This window comes from Paraburkholderia sp. SSBN10T, from assembly GCF_056619545.1.
In genome coordinates, this window is record NZ_JBWQQI010000002.1 from 233,566 (window position 1) to 248,880 (window position 15,315).

General features: G+C 62.5%; 19 protein-coding genes. 13 read left to right on the top strand and 6 right to left on the bottom strand.

Going from position 1 to position 15,315, the window contains the following annotated elements; genetic code table 11:
• The first annotated feature begins 181 nt into the window (after positions 1–181).
• Entirely contained in the window at positions 182–1,582 is a 1,401-nt protein-coding gene (gene mnmE / locus AC1ECK_RS03640) for a tRNA uridine-5-carboxymethylaminomethyl(34) synthesis GTPase MnmE (protein WP_480315956.1), read from the top strand.
• 162 nt (positions 1,583–1,744) lie between these two features.
• Positions 1,745–2,968, top strand: coding sequence for a tyrosine-type recombinase/integrase (locus AC1ECK_RS03645; RefSeq protein ID WP_480315959.1), 1,224 nt, complete (start codon positions 1,745–1,747; stop codon positions 2,966–2,968).
• 309 nt (positions 2,969–3,277) lie between these two features.
• Here AC1ECK_RS03645 and AC1ECK_RS03650 read toward each other — a convergent pair whose 3' ends face one another.
• Entirely contained in the window at positions 3,278–3,586 is a 309-nt protein-coding gene (locus AC1ECK_RS03650; protein ID WP_480315961.1) for a DUF4148 domain-containing protein, read from the bottom strand.
• Between the two features lie 672 nt (positions 3,587–4,258).
• On the opposite strand from AC1ECK_RS03650, the gene AC1ECK_RS03655 reads away from it, so the two are divergent.
• Complete coding sequence (locus AC1ECK_RS03655) at positions 4,259–4,384, top strand: hypothetical protein (RefSeq protein ID WP_480315963.1); 126 nt, start codon at positions 4,259–4,261, stop codon at positions 4,382–4,384.
• Between the two features lie 6 nt (positions 4,385–4,390).
• Here the strand turns inward: AC1ECK_RS03655 and AC1ECK_RS03660 are convergent, their stop codons facing one another.
• On the bottom strand, positions 4,391–4,549 hold the full coding sequence (locus tag AC1ECK_RS03660) for a hypothetical protein (protein ID WP_480315965.1): 159 nt from the start codon (positions 4,547–4,549) through the stop codon (positions 4,391–4,393).
• A gap of 90 nt (positions 4,550–4,639) precedes the next feature.
• On the opposite strand from AC1ECK_RS03660, the gene AC1ECK_RS03665 reads away from it, so the two are divergent.
• Positions 4,640–4,939, top strand: a complete 300-nt coding sequence (locus AC1ECK_RS03665) for a hypothetical protein (RefSeq protein WP_480315967.1) — start codon at positions 4,640–4,642, stop codon at positions 4,937–4,939.
• Between the two features lie 43 nt (positions 4,940–4,982).
• Positions 4,983–5,156: a hypothetical protein gene (locus AC1ECK_RS03670; RefSeq protein ID WP_480315969.1), complete on the top strand. Its 174-nt coding sequence runs from the start codon at positions 4,983–4,985 to the stop codon at positions 5,154–5,156.
• Positions 5,157–5,235: 79 nt separating this feature from the next.
• Here AC1ECK_RS03670 and AC1ECK_RS03675 read toward each other — a convergent pair whose 3' ends face one another.
• Together AC1ECK_RS03675 and AC1ECK_RS03680 are read right to left on the bottom strand one after the other, a co-directional pair.
• Entirely contained in the window at positions 5,236–5,454 is a 219-nt protein-coding gene (locus tag AC1ECK_RS03675; protein WP_480315971.1) for a hypothetical protein, read from the bottom strand.
• A gap of 134 nt (positions 5,455–5,588) precedes the next feature.
• Positions 5,589–5,942 (bottom strand): ecotin precursor, encoded by a 354-nt coding sequence (locus AC1ECK_RS03680; RefSeq protein WP_480315973.1) that lies wholly within the window; start codon positions 5,940–5,942, stop codon positions 5,589–5,591.
• 275 nt (positions 5,943–6,217) lie between these two features.
• Between AC1ECK_RS03680 and AC1ECK_RS03685 the strand changes: the two genes are divergently transcribed.
• Complete coding sequence (locus AC1ECK_RS03685; RefSeq protein ID WP_480315975.1) at positions 6,218–6,649, top strand: HIT family protein; 432 nt, start codon at positions 6,218–6,220, stop codon at positions 6,647–6,649.
• A 16-nt stretch (positions 6,650–6,665) separates the two neighbouring features.
• On the opposite strand, the gene AC1ECK_RS03690 is transcribed toward AC1ECK_RS03685, so the two are convergent.
• Positions 6,666–6,833 (bottom strand): hypothetical protein, encoded by a 168-nt coding sequence (locus tag AC1ECK_RS03690; RefSeq protein ID WP_480315977.1) that lies wholly within the window; start codon positions 6,831–6,833, stop codon positions 6,666–6,668.
• A 311-nt stretch (positions 6,834–7,144) separates the two neighbouring features.
• Here AC1ECK_RS03690 and speG point away from each other — a divergent pair, with 311 nt between their 5' ends.
• From speG to AC1ECK_RS03705, 3 genes are all read left to right on the top strand, one after another.
• Positions 7,145–7,687 (top strand): spermidine N1-acetyltransferase, encoded by a 543-nt coding sequence (speG, locus tag AC1ECK_RS03695; protein WP_480315979.1) that lies wholly within the window; start codon positions 7,145–7,147, stop codon positions 7,685–7,687.
• A gap of 458 nt (positions 7,688–8,145) precedes the next feature.
• Complete coding sequence (gene sap1, locus AC1ECK_RS03700) at positions 8,146–8,487, top strand: surface attachment protein Sap1 (RefSeq protein WP_480315981.1); 342 nt, start codon at positions 8,146–8,148, stop codon at positions 8,485–8,487.
• Between the two features lie 756 nt (positions 8,488–9,243).
• Positions 9,244–9,798 (top strand): YaeQ family protein, encoded by a 555-nt coding sequence (locus tag AC1ECK_RS03705; protein WP_480315983.1) that lies wholly within the window; start codon positions 9,244–9,246, stop codon positions 9,796–9,798.
• A 64-nt stretch (positions 9,799–9,862) separates the two neighbouring features.
• On the opposite strand, the gene AC1ECK_RS03710 is transcribed toward AC1ECK_RS03705, so the two are convergent.
• On the bottom strand, positions 9,863–10,288 hold the full coding sequence (locus AC1ECK_RS03710; protein WP_480315985.1) for a VOC family protein: 426 nt from the start codon (positions 10,286–10,288) through the stop codon (positions 9,863–9,865).
• A gap of 464 nt (positions 10,289–10,752) precedes the next feature.
• Here AC1ECK_RS03710 and ada point away from each other — a divergent pair, with 464 nt between their 5' ends.
• From ada to AC1ECK_RS03730, 4 genes are all read left to right on the top strand, one after another.
• Entirely contained in the window at positions 10,753–11,853 is a 1,101-nt protein-coding gene (gene ada, locus AC1ECK_RS03715) for a bifunctional DNA-binding transcriptional regulator/O6-methylguanine-DNA methyltransferase Ada (RefSeq protein ID WP_480315987.1), read from the top strand.
• Positions 11,850–12,776, top strand: coding sequence for a DNA-3-methyladenine glycosylase family protein (locus AC1ECK_RS03720; RefSeq protein WP_480315989.1), 927 nt, complete (start codon positions 11,850–11,852; stop codon positions 12,774–12,776). Before ada ends, AC1ECK_RS03720 begins: the two co-directional genes overlap by 4 nt.
• A 191-nt stretch (positions 12,777–12,967) precedes the next feature.
• Positions 12,968–14,584: a glutamate--cysteine ligase gene (gene gshA / locus AC1ECK_RS03725; RefSeq protein ID WP_480315992.1), complete on the top strand. Its 1,617-nt coding sequence runs from the start codon at positions 12,968–12,970 to the stop codon at positions 14,582–14,584.
• A gap of 216 nt (positions 14,585–14,800) precedes the next feature.
• Positions 14,801–15,301: a hypothetical protein gene (locus AC1ECK_RS03730; protein ID WP_480315994.1), complete on the top strand. Its 501-nt coding sequence runs from the start codon at positions 14,801–14,803 to the stop codon at positions 15,299–15,301.
• Positions 15,302–15,315: the final 14 nt, after the last annotated feature.

The following is a 15,315-nucleotide window of genomic DNA, read 5'->3' on the forward strand; positions in this document are numbered from 1 at the left end:
GACAATCGAACTTGCCTGACAGATTTATCTTAACTTATGTGAGATAAGTCTTTATTTGTCTGACAAAACGGTTGAAAATCCGACTCGCCGCTTCCACCCGGAGTCACGCGAACAGGCCGCGTTACAATGCCTCGCGCTCCTTTTAGGGGTCTCCCGTTCCTCCGTTTTCGCTCCTGAACCCATGCTCGCCACTGACTCCGATCCCATTGTCGCCATTGCCACCGCGCCCGGTCGTGGTGGCATCGGCGTAGTCCGGATTTCGTTCGGACGGGCCGGCGCGGCAGCAGCCGAACCGCTGATGCACGCGCTCACCGGCCAGTCGCTGGCGCCGCGGCACGCGAGCTACGTGCCGTTTCTCGATGCCGGCGGCAACGCACTGGACCGCGGCATCGCGCTGTACTTTCCGGCGCCGCACTCCTACACCGGCGAGCATGTGCTCGAGCTGCAAGGCCACGGCGGCCCGATCGTGCTGCAACTGCTCCTGCAGCGCTGCATAGACGCTGGGCGCGAGATCGGACTGCGTCTGGCGGAGCCCGGCGAGTTCACCCGCCGCGCCTTCCTCAACGACAAGCTCGATCTGGCCCAGGCCGAGGCCGTCGCGGATCTGATCGAGGCAAGCACCGAGGCGGCCGCGCGCTCGGCCGGCCGCTCGCTGGAAGGCGCGTTCTCGCGCGACATCCACGCCATGGTCGAAGACGTGATCACGCTGCGGATGCTGGTCGAGGCGACGCTGGATTTCCCCGAGGAAGAGATCGACTTCCTCGAAGCCGCGGATGCGCGCGGCAAGCTCGCCCGGATCCGCGAGCAACTGGCTCACGTGCTGAACGAGGCCCGCCAGGGCGCACTGCTGCGCGAGGGGCTGTCGGTGGTGCTGGCGGGGCAGCCGAACGTCGGCAAGTCGTCGCTGCTGAATGCGCTGGCAGGCGCCGAACTGGCCATCGTCACGCCGATCGCCGGCACGACGCGCGACAAGGTTGCGCAGACCATCCAGATCGAAGGCATTCCGCTGCACGTGATCGACACGGCCGGCCTGCGCGAGACCGAGGACGAGGTGGAGAAAATCGGCATCGAGCGTACGTGGAACGAGATCGAACGCGCGGACGTCGTGCTGCATCTGCTCGATGCACGGATCGGCATGACGGCCGAGGATGACGCGATTGGCGCCCGTTTCCCAACCGGTGTGCCGGTGGTGCGGGTGTTGAACAAGACGGATCTGACCGAACTCGCTCCTGCGGTGCAAACGCTGGATGACACCGCAGGTGTCGATTTGCGCGAAGTGCGCTTGTCCGCAAAGAAGGGCGACGGCATCGCGTTGTTGCGCACCGAGCTGCTACGGATCGCCGGATGGCAAGCCGGCGCAGAAAGCGTTTATCTGGCGCGTGAGCGGCACCTGATTGCCCTGCGCGCGGCCCAGGAGCATCTGGCAACCGCAGCGGCACATGCGGACCAGAATGCTCAGGCGCTCGATCTGTTCGCCGAGGAATTGCGACTGGCGCAGGAGCAACTCAATTCGATCACTGGCGAGTTTACGTCGGACGATCTTTTGGGGGTGATTTTTAGCCGATTCTGTATTGGGAAGTGACCGGTTGCTGCGAGCTGGTTACAAAAATCCATAAAACACCCAATTTCATGGGTCAAATCAACCGAGCATCGCTATACTTCAAGGCTCTTTCAGCCCTCATTGTTTGGTACACAAATCAGCGTTTCCCCGATTTCAAGTACTCTGTGTACCAAAAACCCAGCCATGCCGAAAAGAGTCCCTCCTCTCAGCGAAACCCAGATCCGCGCCATGGAACCCCGCGCAACCCGCTACTCCGTCGCGGACGGCAATGGGCTGATCCTGGAGGTCATGCCGACCGGCAACAAGGTGTGGCGCTTTCGCTATACGCTCGACGGCAAGCGGCAACCGCTCACAACCATTGGGGACTACAAACGGATTTCGCTGCGCGTCGCGCGTGAGCGGGCACGCAAATACGCTGAGATGGTCGCGGCGGGCGTATCGCCGGCGGCAACCGCGCGGCGCGACCGGGGCGCGGAAAAGCGCGTCGACCTGCTGCGCGACGCGGCCGAGCTGTACATGACGGCGGCCATGGCCAGCAAGTCCGACGAATACCAGCGTACGACGCGGCGCGCGCTCGACAAGGACGTGCTGCGAGCCATCGGCAACAAGCCGATCGGCGCGGTGACGTCCGACGACGTCCTCGCGATTTGCGAACGCATCAAGTCGCGCGGTTCGCCCAAGATGGCGCTGCATACGCGCAATGTCGTCAAGCGGCTATACGAATTCCTGATCGCGCGGCAGCTCGCCACTCACAATCCGGCAGAGATTATCCCGGCGCGCTTGATCGCCACGCCGGACAGCCGCACCCGCGTACTCACCGCCGAGGAGCTCGGCACCACGCTGCGCGCCATCGACGTCTCGCGCATTCGCCGGCCGTTGAAGCTCGCGTTGCATCTGCTCGTGCTGACGATGGTCCGCAAGTCCGAACTGATCGAAGCGACCTGGGCCGAGTTCGACCTCAAAGCGGCCCTATGGAAAATCCCCGCCGCACGGATGAAAAGCGGCCGCGAACACGAAGTGTATTTGCCGCATCAGGCCGTAGCGATGCTGCGCGAGTTACGCGGAACGAAGAGCAGCCGGACCTTCGTGTTTCCGACGGTCAGGGGTGAGGATCGTCCCATTGCGAAGAGCACGCTGAATCAGGCCGTCAAAGCGCTCGGACTCGACGTGGAGCACTTCGTTTTGCACGACTTCAGACGTACAGCGCAGGCACATTTGCAGACGATGGGCCTACCGACTGACGCTATCGAGATGGCGCTGGCGCGTACGCCTAAAGAGAACGCGTCAGACGCAGCGGAGCTGAGCGCCGGGCAGCGTAGTGTGTTGCAGCAATGGGCGGATTTCGTGGAGGCGCAGATCGCGCAAAGCCCGCAGGCCGGCGCAGACCGCGCTCGGGCGGTGTCCTAGCGGTTGGAGGCGCTGAACCTAGTAGGACAGATTGGAAGCATTGGCGTGTGTTGATTGAAGTACTTTTTTGGTACACAGCTTTATGCTTCAATCGATGTAACTCACGTCAGAAAACAAACAAATGTATTTTCGCAAGGTTACTTGACGTAGACACACCTGCGACGAATCTATCCAGCCGCAGGCGCTCCCGACCACCCGGTTGATCCGCAACTTCGCCCACGCCGCTCGTCCGCAATCGCTACGCACTCGCCCCTCGCGGCCTTGGAGCGGGATGCACTAAACATCCCACCCGGGCACCGCAATAACGTCTTACGGACGGCTATACATCGCGTTCCAGTCAGCGGTCGATACCTTGCTGCGGCCCGAGTCCGACACGCCGCTCCCGACTCCACCGTAACCGCTAGCCGCGCCGTTCAGAGCGGCAATGCGCGCTTCGGCGGCCTGCACGGCCACGGGGTAATGAATTTCGTCGTCACCCGGACGATAGCCGGCCTTTTCAACCTGAACGAGCTCGGCACGAACCTGAGCACGAGTCACAGGCGCATTCGATTGGGCAAACGACAAGGCCGGAGCGACCAAAGCAGCGGCAACCACAACGGCTTGAATCAGCGATTTCATGATGACTTACCTCGAGAATCTGTTCTTGTCCTGCTACGAACACCCTTGTTCGCAACCAGTGATGACAGTCTAGGTAAGTGCACACTTAAAATTAAGCATCGCGCCCGGAAGGGATTGTTATCGGATCAGGAGTAAACCCTGATCAAACCGGTGACGAGCCACAGCGCGCAAGGCTGCAACTGCGCCCCGACATGCCAGCGCCGCACATGGCGGGCGATCGCCACAAGAGCCGGTCACACCTGCAACCAAACCGCCGTACGCGGTTTCGTCGGATGGCTTTCGGCAGCCATGTTCACCGCCCGACCGTTAGCCATCCAGAACAATTCATCGCGCGCCGGATTGCCCGGTACGCGCGAGACATTTAACAGCCAATGCAGTCCGATTCCGACAAATCACAGAATGATGCGGCGCTCAAGACGCATCCTCAATTGCGATGGCTTAGAGTCAGTCCCGTGCGTGATCCCCCGCGCATGTTGTACCGTTTTTGGCCGCCGATTTGGCGGCCTTTTTGTTGACCTCCTTCACCGCGCATGTCCAGCGTGCTTTCCGCGGGCAATTCCCACGTGTTTTGCCACGCCGGACGCCACCGCGAAATTCAACCGTCACGCCTCCCCTCGCCCATTTCTGGCCGCCTAAACTACAAGCAAGGTTGCATGCTTGGGGGAGGCAGCCATGACAGAGTCAATGCTTGCGATATCGATGGCGGCCATCCTGGTCGTGTTCGGCACCGCGATACGGGCGACCCATATCAACCGCGACCGGCTGATCAAATGGTTCGAGAAACACAACATCCGCTGAGCGCACTCAGTGCCTGGGCCGGGTGAAATCGTACAGGCGCTGTCCATGCATCCCGCGAATCAAACGCCGCCGCAAGTGCTCGCGCCGGTAGTGTCCGATCACGAACAACACGGCAATCAGCAGCACCGAGAAGCCCATCGCGACACCCACTGTTGTCTCGTCCATGGTTGCCCCTTGTCTCGTCGGTAATCGTCACCAGACGTTGAAAACCGGTGAGATTCATCTTAGGTTGCCGCTAACGCTTTTAATAGGTAAATGTCCAATTACCAGGACATGGGTGAGGACGGCGATCGGGATCCCTCGAACCTCGATGCCGCCCGTCCTTCTGCGCACAAGAAAGAAGGCCCGCACGAGGCGGGCCAAGGGATACTGCTCTTCTCACACGCGCTATCCGGGGACCGGCGTAGCGCAGACGCATCGTCGCTCAGTCCGCTGCCCGCGGATGTGCGAAGGCAAACCAAGATTGCGCTTAAGTTTGGCGATTTTATGCTGGCCCACTGGCACGAATCGACTTCAGTTAACACCCTGCTTTCGCGCGGCGATCGCCTAAAATAAAACGATGAACGGTGCGGCGCTCGCGAGTTCGACGGAGGGTCTCATGAATGAATCGGTAATGGCTTATTTGCTGGGACCACTGGTCATGGCGGTGGTGGGAGTCGCGTTGTGGGCCGTTTCGCATTTCCGTCACGATGGTGACCACGGCGATCGGAGCGGGCGTCGGGAACGCTGGCTCGATACGCATCACGTGGACTGGATGCGGCACCGGCACTGAGGCGCGGCGCACGCGCAGGCAGCGTGCGCAGCCCGCGATGGGGGAACCGGCAGCCGGCCCAAGGTCTGAAGCCTGTGACCTATCGACCGTCGAGTATGCGCAATACGTCCCGCGCAAATTCCTCGTCCGCAGCCTCCCAATCGGGTGAGCCGACTGCGTAATCGACCGGATTTCTCTTTCCCTGAGCCTTGCGGATGGCAGCGACGCTCAGCGCGAGTGCTCGCGCCTCGAGATACTGCGAATCGTCCGGCCCGAAAGGGATGAATCGTTCGTTGTTCATTGCCAGGATGACGGCCAATTGTGCACAAACTTTAGTGCTCGGGCACAACACGCGGGTTTAACCCATAGAGTGAACCTACTAGGAGACGGCGGCCGCATTCATGCGGAATCGGTCACGCCGTCTCATGCACGAGACACTCTTTACAACCCGGCTTACCAACCCGGCTGGGGCGGCGGCGCATAGCCATACGGCCCCGCCGGAACCGGGCCGCATGCAACGTATGCCCCTTGGTACCGATCGTAGCAATATCCCGGCGGCGGCCCTGCATCCACAGGCGCGGGCTGGTACACCGGCGCCTGGTAGACGACCGGCGCCTGATACACGGGCGCATAGGCCGGTGCCTGATACACGACCGGCGGCGCAGGATTCAGCGCCGAGCTGACCACCGCGCCCAGCACCGCTCCGCCGATCAGCGCGCCGACCACATCCGCCCCGTCGTGAGCCGAAGCCTGACCGGCGACGACCAGACCGCCGACCATCAATACCGCTGCCGCTATTTTTCGCATTTTTTGCTCCGCCATCAGGCCATGTAAGCACATGGAGCGGATTGTGATCGCGAACGGCGGATACAGATGATGCAAGTGGTAACCGGGCATTACCGGCGTAAGCAGCGGGAAGCGCCGCCGCTTGACAGCGCGTCGCTCATGCAACGCCCCTCTGCTTGCGCCCGGCAGGCAGTCGCATCATGATCCTGTGGTAAAAAAATCCGCTGCGCTTCACGCAAAGACACGCAACCCTACGCAACCGCACACGCGACAACCCGACCCACTCAAGGAGCGCCATGAAATACGACGAAAGCAATCCATTCGCGAGAATTTTGCGGGGTGAACTACCGTGCATCAAAGTCGCGGAGACGGATGACACGCTGGCCTTCATGGACCTGATGCCGCAAGCGGACGGGCATGTGCTGGTGGTGCCCAAAGAAGCCGCCGCCGAGATCTTCGACCTCTCCGACGCGGCAACCGTGTCATGCATGCGCATGACGCAGCGAATCGCCCTCGCGTTGCGCGAGGCGCTGCGGCCGGACGGCATGTTTATCGGCCAGTTCAACGGCGCAGCGGCGGGACAAACCGTCGCGCATGTGCACTTTCACGTCATCCCGCGTTGGGACGGCGTGCCGTTGCGCATGCACGGGCGAGAAATAGCCGAGCAGGCGACGCTCGAAGGGTTCGCGCAACGCATCCGTGCCCAGCTAGGCAACGGAGCGCGCTGAACACCTCGACGCTCCATCAATGGCGATGCAACAGACTGCGCAAAGGATGATGCCAGTCGATATGCCACGGGTGATCTTTCTGAGCGCGCAGCCGATGTTCCTGCCATAACTCATCGGAGAAAAGGAATGCGACGATCAGCAGCGGCACGACCAGAAATGCGCCCAATATCAGGTGCTCCATCACAGCATCCTCCTATTGCCCAATCCTTGATTGCATTGTAGCCGCACTCCGTGTGTTCGGAATGTGTCCCCGCGCTCACAAGCATCCTGCCCCATCTGCGGCAACGCGCCGCCCCGCCTCTGCAAATCCCTTGCCACGCCTTGTCGCGCGAGCATCGCGGCGTCGCGGTCCGGAACGTCTGCCTCGAACTCCCTGGCGCGGCGCCGGACTAACCCTGACTCGCTGGAAATCAGGGCCGCTGGACATGCTGGTCATGTCGTTTCGTCGTGGTCAATCCGGCGCAATCAAAACCAATAATTCTCGAGGGGAATCCCATGACTATTGAACGCGATACCAGGCTGACCTTAAGGCCGCTGGAGCGCCACGATCTGCGCTTCGTCCATGAAGTGAACAACAACGCGAAGATCATGCGTTACTGGTTCGAAGAACCATACGAAACCTTCTCCGAACTGTCACAACTCTACGATCGGCACGTGCACGATCAGCGCGAACGCCGTTTCGTCGCGATCGATAACGACGGCGAGACGGTTGGTCTCGTCGAGCTGATCGAACTCGACTACATCCACCGGCGCGGCGAATTCCAGATCATCATCGCCCCGCAGGCACAGGGCCGCGGCTACGCGAGCGTCGCCACCCGGCTCGCGATCGATTACGCATTTTCGGTGCTGAATCTGCGCAAGATCTATCTGATCGTCGACAAGACGAATGCTGCCGCGATACACGTCTACGAGAAATGCGGCTTCAGGCATGAAGCCGAACTGATTGAAGAGTTTTTCGGCAACGGCGAGTACCACAATGCCTTGCGCATGTGCATGTTCCAGCAGGAGTTCTTTGCGGCGAATCCGCGCAACGATTGACGCAGGTTCCCGTAGCCACGAGCGAGCGCATCGCCGTCCCCCTCGCATGTCGAGTGCCAGCAGACCTGGCACTCTTTTTATTCTGCATTTACCCCCTTATCTGCCGCTTTTTAAATTATCTGTGGAATGACTTTGTGTGCGCCGCATCAAGTCTGCAGATTTTCGTATTAAGTCGCTTAATTAGGGGTGCTCGTTTACTCGTATGCACCCCGCGGAGGGTTGTCAGTTAAAGCAATGCGCGCTATCTGACTTTAAGGAATCCGTCACAACGCGGCCTTTTAACGTCATTCAGACGCTGCAAATACCCTGCGACAGCGGGTGCGGCAATTCGCCACTGTTGCGAGCGCACACAAGATGTGCTTGTCGCCCGCCCGGTTTCTTCTAAAGTGCAAGATGCGGGTGTGATCTAGAAGTTAAATACATAGCTAACCTGAGCAATTACCCGCACGGAGGCACATATGAAAGCACAAGTCGCTATTCTTTTCGCCGTTGCGGGATTGGTAGCCGCATCCGCGGTGCAGGCCCAAGACAGCGTGATCAAGCCGCAGCAAACTATCCAGTTCAAGCCGAACGCATATGGCTGCCTGTCGAAGGATAAGCTCGACGCCGCCGATCAGCATGCGCAGGCCGGCGAACAGCAGCAGATGCAGGAATTCTTCTCCGGCTACCAATGCATTTCGACTCCGGAGAATTCGAGTTTCCGCGTCGTCCGTGTAGTTGGACATGACGTGGAATTCGTCAATGCGGCCAATAGCGATACGCAAGGCCTCTGGGCTAACGATCGATTCATCAAGCAATAAACGCGCTACGACCGGGTTTTAAATCCGGCCTGCATGATTGCTACGCTGCGGTCCTTTAAACGGGCCGTGTGATGAATTGGTATGGATAAAAGTTTGCGTTGGCGATCGACGCCAATGAGAGCGGCTGGGCAATCGCCCGGCCGTTTCGTTTTCCAGGCTCAGTCCGCTCAACGAACTGATGCTCAGTGATACGTTTTAGCATCAAGTCTCTCGCAGGGAAATGCGACGAGCACTCACTCAGGCGCCGACTCCGGCGTGACCGGGCCGCCCACCTCTAACCGGCAGGCCGGCCTGAACCTGGCTGTAAATCTGGTACATCAATCGCTGCAACACGGCGACGTCCCGAAACCGATCCCAATGGTCCGACGATGCAGAATTGAGACGTTCCGGACCATCGACGCGCTCATCTCCGCGTTCGCCGTCAGCGGCGCCGACGGCGGGAAAGGGCGGGAAAGCTTGCGCACAGCGGCCGCACGCGTGTAAGGTGCGGCCTTCGACCTCGCGATGGCACGTTAAATGCTGAGGAATGGCTGCAGACAGCAGCCACGGCAAGCGACCCATCGTGCATGACCGACCTCGCCATCTAACGGCTGCAGCCCGGCCGGCGCCGTTTCGCTGTCATCTTCATCTGGCAACGTTGCACGGCCCCCGCAGCCTGTGGAGGAGCGAGCGATGTACAAACAACACGGCAAGCGGCAACAAGCCGCCGATGATTCCTTTTCTGTGCGGTCCGCCGGTGCGGGCCCCTGGTGTGGCATGGCTCTCAAATCGACGATTTACAAGGCGGAACTGCAGATTGCTGACATGGATCGGCACTACTACGCCGATCACGCGCTGACGATCGCGCGCCATCCGTCGGAAACCGACGAACGCATGATGGTGCGCGTGGCGGCGTTCGCGCTGTTCGCGCAGGAGCGGCTGGAATTCTGCAAAGGCTTGTCGGACACCGACGAACCCGATCTGTGGCAGAAAGACCTAACCGGCGCAATCGAAACCTGGATCGAGGTCGGCCAGCCCGACGAGCGGCGCATCGCCAAAGCGAGCGGCCGCTCCAATGAGGTCGTGGTGATCGCTTACGGCGGCCGGACTTCCGAGATCTGGTGGCAGGGGATTCGCAACAAGGTGGACCGGCTGCGTAACGTAACGGTCTGGACGCTCGGCGAAGACGTCGGCGCCGCGCTCGGCAAGCTGGCTGAGCGGACTATGCGGCTGCAATGCACGGTGCAGGACGGCGCAGCCTGGCTCGGCAGCGCCGATTCGGACCCGGTGCCGATCGAATGGACCGTGCTGAAGGCGCCGGCTAACGCCTGACGGGGCGGGGCGGCACGCCGCCCACGCCGGCCCGTCACGTTGCCTCACCTCACGGATCAGCTCTCTACAGCGACGTTGCTCGCGCCGCTTCCGGCGGACCCTTCAGTTCGACCATATTGCCCTCGGGGTCGAACAGATACAGCGACGGCCCGAATCCATCCGCGCCGTAGCGCACGCCCAGCTCGCCGATCCGCACGCCGTGCCCGCTCAAATGCGCCTTGAGCGCGTCGCCATCGAAGCCTTCGACCCGCAAGCACAGATGATCCATATTGCGTCCCGCGCCGGGCGTACCGCTGTCCGGCCGGTCGATTTTTGCGCCCACCTCCAGTAAATCGATCAGCGAGCGCCCGGCACGCAACTGGACGAGGCCGATCTCGCGCTGCTCTTTTTCGATGCTGCAGCCGAGCACGTCGCAATAGAAGCGGGTAACGGCTTCGAGATCCGCCACCCGGATGACCACGTGGTCGATCTCGCGAATATGGATTTTCATGAAAAAACGCCCTTTGGCCAGTTGTCGAAGCAATGACTGGGAATCACTCGAAGTGTAGGAGAAAGGCGGAGCCGCGAGGGGAACCGGGAAGCAGGGCGGATGGACGAGCCGCCAGGAAGGGCCCGGCCGGCACATAGCCGGCAAAATCGGCAAAACCCAATGGACAAAAGCAACCGCGCAAAAGCAGCGGGCAAAAAAAAGCCCGCTCTCTGGGAGCAGGCTGAATCCATATCAGGAGGAGACATGGAGGAGACAGGAACTACTATACACACGGGGTTGGTGCGACGCAATAACTTTTTAAGGGAAAACCCGATACGGTGGCGTTTTGTCGCATCCTTGCGGGAACTGACCCCGAAACCCCTGTCACAACAGGAGTCGAGCAATGACAGAGCAAGAACCGGAGCGTAGTGTGGGGACTTGCCAACTACATTGGTGACCATCGAAACTGTCTTTTCGAGGACATCATGAACCGCACCGTGACACCTGTCTGGTCTACCGACGCCGAACGCTGGGCCGCCGTGAACCAACGCGACCCGCATGCCGACGGCGCCTTTTTTTATGGCGTCAAAACCACCGGCGTGTTCTGCCGGCCGTCGTGCGCATCGCGTCAGCCGCGCCGCGAAAACGTCGATTTCTTCGCTACGCCGGAGGCGGCTCGCAGCGCCGGCTATCGCGATTGCAAGCGCTGTCAGCCGGGCGGCCTGCCGCGCGAGCTCGAGATCGTCAAGCGCGCCTGCGCCGCGCTCGACGCCGACCCGCAGCAACGGCTCACGCTCGCCCAATTGAGCGACGCCGTGCATGTGAGCCCGTTCCACCTGCAACGGCTCTTCAAGCGCGTCGTGGGAGTGTCGCCGCGCCAGTATCAGGCCGCCCAGCGCGGAGCGGCGCTGCGCGACGCACTCCAGCGCGGCACGGACGTCACGCGCGCCACCGTCGACGCCGGCTTCGGCTCGCCGTCGCGCATGTACGAATCCGCGCCAACCGAGCTGGGCATGGCGCCATCTGCCTACCGCCGCAAAGGCGCGGGCCTGACGGTGTATTACGCCAGCGCACCGACTTCGCTCGGCTTCGTGCTGGTGGCCGCTACCGCCAAGGGCATCTGCAAGATCGGCTTCGGCGATGACGCCGCAGTGCTCGCAAGCGAATTGCACGGCGAGTTCGTCAATGCCGAACTGGTCGAGGACGCCGGCCGGCTCGCGCCGTTCATCGCGCAAGTCGACGCGTACCTGCACGGCACCCGTCAGCGCTTCGACCTGCCGCTCGATATCGCTACGACCGCCTTCCGCCAGCGTGTTTGGGACGCTCTGCGGCGCATTCCGTACGGCGAGACGCGCACCTATTCGGAGATCGCGGAGGCGCTCGGCTCGCCGCGCGCAGTCCGGGCCGTGGGCAGCGCCTGCGCATCGAACCCGGTCGCGCTGGCGATCCCGTGTCATCGGGTCGTGCAAAAGAGCGGGGCGCTGGCCGGCTACCGTTGGGGCCTGCAGCGCAAGGCAGCGCTGCTCGAGGTCGAAGCGCAGCCCGCGGCCACCACCACCACTCCTGACCTGGATCATGCCGCGTGAGCACTGCCACCGACCTCGCCATCCTTGAACTGCCGTTCAAAGCGCCGTTCGACTGGCCGCGCATCCTGCGTTTTTTCGCCGGCCGCGCCACGCCCGGCGTCGAAGCGGTCGAGGGCGGCGCGTACCGCCGCGCCATCGACTGGGCCGGCGACAGCGGCACCCTGACGGTGCGGCCGCATGCCCGCAAGCGCTGCCTCGTCGCCACCATCGAAGGGCCGGCCGGGCGGCACGCCGAGACGCTGCGCGAGCCGATCGCGCGCATGTTCGACCTGCACGCCGACCCGAAGGCGATCGGCGCGTACTTCGCCTCCGACCCATGGCTTGCGCCGCTCGTCGAAGCCGCGCCGGGCCTGCGCGTGCCGGGCGCGTGGTCGGCCTTCGAACTGGTGGTGCGGGCCATCGTCGGACAGCAGGTCAGCGTGAAAGCCGCGACCACGATCATCGGCCGGCTGGTACAGCGCGCCGGCCGGCGAATCGAAGACCATCCGCACGAGGGCACCGCCTGGCGCTTCCCAACGCCCGCTGCGCTGGCGGCAGCGGACATGGCGCAGATCGGCATGCCGGGCAAGCGTGTCGCGGCCCTGCAGGGCCTTGCTGCGGCGGTGGCTAGCGGTGCGGTGCCGCTCGACACGCATACCGCCCAGAGCGCCGACACCACCGCCTTGCGCGCCGCGCTGCTGGCCTTGCCCGGCATCGGGCCGTGGACCGTCGAATACGTGGCGATGCGCGCCTGGCGCGACGCCGACGCATGGCCCGCGTGGGATCTGGTGCTGATGCAGTCGATCGCGTCGCGCGATCCCGCGCTGCGACGCCCGACCCAGCAGCGCGTGCGCACCGACGCGTGGCGTCCGTGGCGTGCCTACGCGGCGATGCATCTGTGGAATGAAGTGGTGGACCGCGCGGGCGGCGCGCGCGGCGGATAGCTCGCCAGCACCCGGCGCAGCGCCTTGCTGCGTCTGCCACAAGCCCGCTCGGCCGCGTCCGGGTGGACCTCAAGCAGGGCTTCTGGCGAGATGTTAAAGTGCCCGCTACTGAAAATTCCGCCGGATGTTGTCAACCGCACATAGCCTGACGTGAGCGGCACATGGCGGCCGACAACGTCCGACTCGTATCAATGCAAAACACAACCATTTCTCGCACGACCGATCTGCTTTCGCACCGCCTGTCCTTGCTGGCCGCCGGTGCGCAAAGCCATGTGCTCCTGACCGGCCTGCGCGGCATCGAGAGGGAAAGCCTGCGCGTCACACACGACGGCCAGCTCGCGCTGACGCCGCATCCGCGCGCGCTCGGCTCGGCGCTTACGCATCCGTCGCTGACCACCGACTATTCGGAGGCGCTGATCGAGTTGATCACACCGGCGGAACACGATCCTGAGCTCACGCTCGACAAGCTCGATCAGTTGCATCGTTTCGTCTACTCCAAGCTCGACGGCGAGATCCTGTGGAACAACTCGATGCCGGGCCTGCTGCCCGCCACCGACGACGGCATTCCGATCGCGCAGTACGGCTCGTCGAACATCGGCAAGCTGAAGTACGTGTATCGCGTCGGTCTCGCGCTGCGCTACGGCCGCGCGATGCAAACCATTGCCGGCATCCACTACAACTATTCGCTGAACGAAGAAGTGTGGCGGGTGCTGCATGCGGACCAGCAATCCACGGCAAGCGCGGTGGATTTCCAGTCCGAGCGCTATCTTGCGTTGATCCGCAATTTCCGCCGCACCAACTGGCTGCTGATGTATCTGTTCGGCGCCTCGCCGGCGCTGGACCGGCGCTTTCTGCGTGATCGCAAACACACGCTCGAAACCTTCGATGCCGACACGCTGTATCGCCCCTACGCGACCAGCCTGCGCATGAGCGACCTCGGCTATTCGAACACCACCGCGCAAGCAGCGCTGCATGCGGACTACGACACGCTGCCGGGCTACCTCGACGCGTTGGCCAAGGCCGTGAGCCAACCCTATCCGCCATACGAAGCGATCGGCACGCAGCGCAACGGCGAGTGGGTGCAGATCAACACCAACGTGCTGCAGATCGAGAACGAGTTCTATTCGACGATCCGCCCGAAGCGCGTCACCTATCCGGGCGAGCGTCCGCTGCATGCGCTTGCCTCGCGCGGCGTGCAGTATGTCGAAGTGCGCTGCATGGACATCGATCCGTTCGAGCCGAGCGGGATTGCGCTCGAAACCGCTCGCTTTCTCGACGCGTACCTGCTGGTCTGCGCGTTTGAAGACAGCCCGCCGCTGCCGCCTGCGGCCTACTGCGAAGCCAACCAGAACTTCGGCCGCGTGACGATGGAAGGGCGCAAGCCCGGCCTCGAACTGACGCGCGACGGCAAGCCGATTGCCATGACCGAGTGGGCCGAGGAGTTGTTCGCGAAGATCGAGATCGCAGCGAAAGCGCTGGACGCCTTGCACGGCGACGACATGCACGTACGCGCACTCGCTGCACAGCGGGCAAAGCTCGCCGATGTCTCGCTGACGCCTTCGGCGCGCGTGCTGCAAACGATGCGCGACAAGCAGCAGAGCTTCCTCGCCTTCGGCCTCGAACAGAGTGAAGCCCATGCGGCGTATTTCCGCGCGCGGCCGCTCGACGACGCAACCGAGCAGGCCTTCGCGGAACTCGCCGCGCAGTCGCTCGACGAGCAGGCGCGGCTCGAGCGTGAAGAGGTCGGCTCGTTCGACGCTTTCGTGGCCGCGTATCGCGCCTACACGTTGAACCGCTTTAGCGTCTGAGGGCGCGGCGCGCCGGCCACGCCGACAAAAGACCGGTAACGGCTACCCAACCGGCGCACCTCCGGTTGGGTGCTTCGGCAAGAAATGTCCCGCCGGGATGTTTCGACCACGCGTATGAAACACCGCCCGCTCACGCGAGTCCAACCCTTACTGGATGACCATCCGCGTGCCGGCTGCGCGCATCCTGTCGTCTCCAAGCAGGGAGGAAGCAACGCGATGAAGAAGGCTATCCTGGCAACATTGTGTGTTCTCGCCGCCTCCGGCTGCTCGACGCGCGGGCAGGTGGATCCCGACGTCATGCAGATTGCCACCACGCCGCTGACGTGCGCGAGTGCGAACGAATGCAATCTCTGGTGGCAACGCGCCCAGACGTGGGTCACGAATCATTCCACCTACAAGATCGAAGCCGTCACCGATTCGCTGATCCAGACCGCCGGGCCGGATGGCGGCAAACGCGCACTGGCTTATCAGATCACTAAAACGCCGAACAACGACGGCACGGCCACGATCGGCTTCGCTGCGCATTGCGACAGTTCACTCGGCTGCAAGCCGAATCCGTGGGAAGCCGGCGCCGATTTCAAGGAATTCGTGCGTAGCGGGACCGCGAGCAGCGTCCCGCCGCAAGGCACTAACGGCGCGGCGCCGACGAATCCATCGCTGGAGGCCGCGCCGGCGCAGTCGATGAGCCCGCCTGGCGCCGACCCTGTCACACAGTAATCGAACGCCCTGCG